General features: G+C 24.0%; 3 protein-coding genes. All 3 read right to left on the bottom strand.

Annotated features, from left to right (window positions below):
* Window positions 1-1,572 (bottom strand): efflux RND transporter permease subunit (locus JG677_RS07420; RefSeq protein ID WP_200286014.1); only part of this gene is annotated, 1,572 nt, incomplete at its 3' end.
* 2 nt (window positions 1,573-1,574) lie between these two features.
* Window positions 1,575-2,315 carry an efflux RND transporter periplasmic adaptor subunit gene (locus JG677_RS07415; protein ID WP_200168967.1) on the bottom strand — a complete coding sequence of 247 codons (741 nt, stop codon included), beginning with the start codon at window positions 2,313-2,315 and terminating at the stop codon, window positions 1,575-1,577.
* The gene (locus JG677_RS07410) at window positions 2,316-3,470 is read right to left on the bottom strand and encodes a TolC family protein (RefSeq protein ID WP_234284661.1); all 1,155 of its coding nucleotides are present in this window, start codon (window positions 3,468-3,470) and stop codon (window positions 2,316-2,318) included. It lies immediately after the preceding gene.
* Window positions 3,471-3,531 lie beyond the last annotated feature (61 nt).

Below are 3,531 nucleotides of genomic sequence, written 5' to 3'. Positions count from 1 at the left end.
AGCTAAAGCAAAGCAAGAAAAGAGAAAAATTAAAGTAACAATAATAAAACGAATTTTATACTTTAATATTTTATAAAGTAAATTTTTATAAAAGTCTTCTATTTTTATGAAAAAAAATTCACTTTTTTGATAAAAATGACTTTCTTTAGAATTTAAAAATCTAGCACTTAGGCTTGGTATTAGAAGTATAGAAACTAAAAAACTTACAATGACCCCTGAAGCTACGCTAATACCTAAAGCATTAAAAAAAAGCCCTGAAATAGAGTTCATATAAGAAATAGGTATAAAAACACAAAGTAAAACAACACTAATACTTAATACGCTAAAACCAATTTCCTTAACACCCAGATAAGAAGCTTCTAAAGCAGGGTAATTTTTAAGTTTTTTGGTAATATTTTCAATTACAACTATAGCATCATCGATAAAAATTCCCATACTTAAAGTAAGCGCTATAAAAGTAAGACGATTTAAATCATATCCTAGAATATCTATAATAAAAAAAGTTGCTATAATAGAAGTAGGAATAGCAATAAAAGCTATAATAGTAGCACTTAAATTTCTTAGAAATAAAAATACTATAATTAAAGTTAAAAAAATTCCAAAAATCATATCAAAAATTACTTGATTTAAATGTTTTGTTATATTTGCACTTTTATCATAAAGTATATCAAACTCTATATTTTTAGGTAATTCATTTTTTAGTTTTTCTAAAGCTTTTTTAACATTTTTAATCATCTTTAAAGCATTATAATTGCTAATTTTATTTATTTCCAATAAAACTCCATTGCTCTGAAAGAAGGCAATTTGTTTTTGGTTTTCATATAAATTTTCAATTTTTGCAATATCGCTTAAAAAAACCCCTGGATAAATTCTTAAATTTTTTAACTCATCAATTGTTTTTGCTTCAAAATAGCCTTTAAGTATAAAATTATTTTCTTTGTTTTCAAGTTCTCCTAAACCTTGTTTAAAATTTTGATTTTTAATAATATTTGCAACTTCTAAAGCATTAAGATTATATTTTTGTAATTTATCTATATCAAGCTGTATGCGAATTTGAGGTTTTAAAAACCCTATGGTATTGATTTTCCCCACTCCATCAATTCTTTGTAAAAAAGGCTTAACTTTATCTTCTATAGTTTGCATAAGTTCTAAAGGGCTATTAGATTTAAAAAATAAGCTTATATTTGCCCCCGAATCAGAAGAGATTTTTTCTATTTCAATTTTAGCATTAAGGCTTAAAGTTCCTAGTTTATCTCTTACATCATTAGCAGCAACTTCTAAATTTTTATCAAGCTTAAATTCTGCAAAAATAACGCTAAAATTATCATAGCTTGCAGAAGATAAAGTTTTAAGTCCATCAATTTCACTTATGGCATTTTCAAGTTCTTTTGTGATCTTGCTTTCCATATAATTTAGATCCCCGTTTGCTTTTGCACTTATCTTAATAAGTGGGATATTTACATTTGGAAATAAATTTACATTCATAGTAAAAGCAGAAAATAAACCAAATATTATAAGAGCTAAGAAAAACATTAAAATAGTAATAGGTCGGTTTATAGCAAGTTTATACATTTTTAATCTTTAATGATGATTTTACCTTCGCCAAAAAGTCCTGGTGTTAAATTTTCTGCTTGAACTTCTGCATAAATTTTTCTTGTTTTTATGTCTATACTTGGATAAATAAGTGAAATTTTCCCTTTTAATGTTTGTTCTTTTCCTTCTATTTTATAGATAAATTCTTGATTTAATTTTACTTCATCTTTATATTTTTCATCAAAACTAAGTACAAGCTTAACTTTTGGATAAGAAAAAATTTTAAATAAAACTTGATTAACTCCAGCCACTCCTTCTCCAACTTGAATAGTTTTATCAAAAATAACACCATCATAAGGAGCTTTAAGAATTTTTTTATCTATTAAATTTTCATAATAAGCTATATTGATTTTTGCTTTTTGAAGCTCTAGATTAGCTATATTAAATTCAGTTTTAATATCTTCATAACTTTGTTTATCAATAAAATTTTGCACTTGGTTAAATTTATCCATTTTTGATTTTATATTATTAAATTTAGCTAGAGCTAATTTATAATCATTTTGTGCATTTTTTAAAGCAATTTCTTCTTTGCTTGTATCAAGACTTAATAAAACATCACCTTTTTTTACATAATCTGAAATTTTTACTTTAATTTCTTTAACTATACCTATGCTTTCTAGACTTAATTTACTTTGATTCAATGCTTCAACATTGAAGCTTGCATAAAGTTCTTTAGCCATAAGTGTATAAAAACTTATGATTAAACATATGATAATTTTCATTTATAAAACCTTATCTTTTATATCAATTCCTGCTAAAAAATAATAGTTTGCTTTAGTAATTTCAAGCTCATTTTTAGCTAATTCCAAATTGCTAAAGGCTTTAAATTTTTCTTCTAAAGCTTCTAAATACTCTATATAAGAGCAAAGTCCTGCAGAGTATTTTTCATTAACTACTTTAAAGGCTATTTCGCTTGCTTTTAAAGCATAAGTTAAAGCATTGATTTGTTCTTTTAGAATATCTAAATTTTTTTGTAAATATTCTAAATTTTGCTCATTTTCTCTTTTAATTAAATTAGCTTTGGCATTTGCAATTTGAACTTCCAATCTTTCTTTTTCTACTTCTTTGCTTCTTTGATTAAAGTCAAAAATTTTCCATTGCATCCCAATGATGAACTGATTGCTTTGAGCGTGTTCTTTAAAAAAATCATTGGCTAAATTTTGATAAATAGAAGGAATTTTTGGATTATAATTGTTTTTATAAAATATAAAATTATTTTGTAAAAATATTTTAGGCAAATAACTTGATTTTGCAATTTTTAATTTTTCATTAGCTTGATTAATTTGTTCTTTGGCTATTAAAAATTCTAAATTATTATTGTTTTTAAAATCCTTGCTAGGGTTTTCTAAAAAATTTAATTTTTCTGGAGTAAAATCTTGTGCAGTTAAAATTTTTATATCTTTTTTAATTTCTTCTAATTTTAATAAATTTTTAGAAAGTTCAAGTTTGGCTAAATGATATTTTGCATTTATACTTTCAAGTTCATTTTGAGCACTAAGACCCACTTTATAGAATTTTCTTAATCTTTGTAAGGTATTTTCTAAAAATAATTCTTTTTGTTCGCTAGCTTTAATGATAGCTTGAAGACTTTGATAATTAAAATATAAAGTTGAAGCTTTAAGAGCTAGGTAATTTTTACTTTGTTCTTTATTTAATTCTGTAATATTTTTCTTAAATTTTAAAGAGTTAATTAAAGCTTCTCTTTTGCCTCCATCATACAAAAGAAAATTAAGACTTAATTTTGTGTAAAAACTTTCTTGTGGATCTATGATAAGACGATCCTTATTAAGACCTACATATCCTATATCCAAATTTAAATTTGGCATATAGGATGAAGTTAAACTTTGAATTTCAAAAGAACTTTGCATATTTTGCATTATTTTAATTTGATATTGCTCATTTTTTAAGCTAGTTCAATTAATTCTTTTAAATTAGATG

The organism is Campylobacter sp. TTU-622, assembly GCF_016598965.1.
In the GTDB taxonomy this organism is placed as follows: Bacteria; Campylobacterota; Campylobacteria; order Campylobacterales; family Campylobacteraceae; genus Campylobacter_D.
This window is presented reverse-complemented; position numbering and strand designations above follow the sequence as displayed.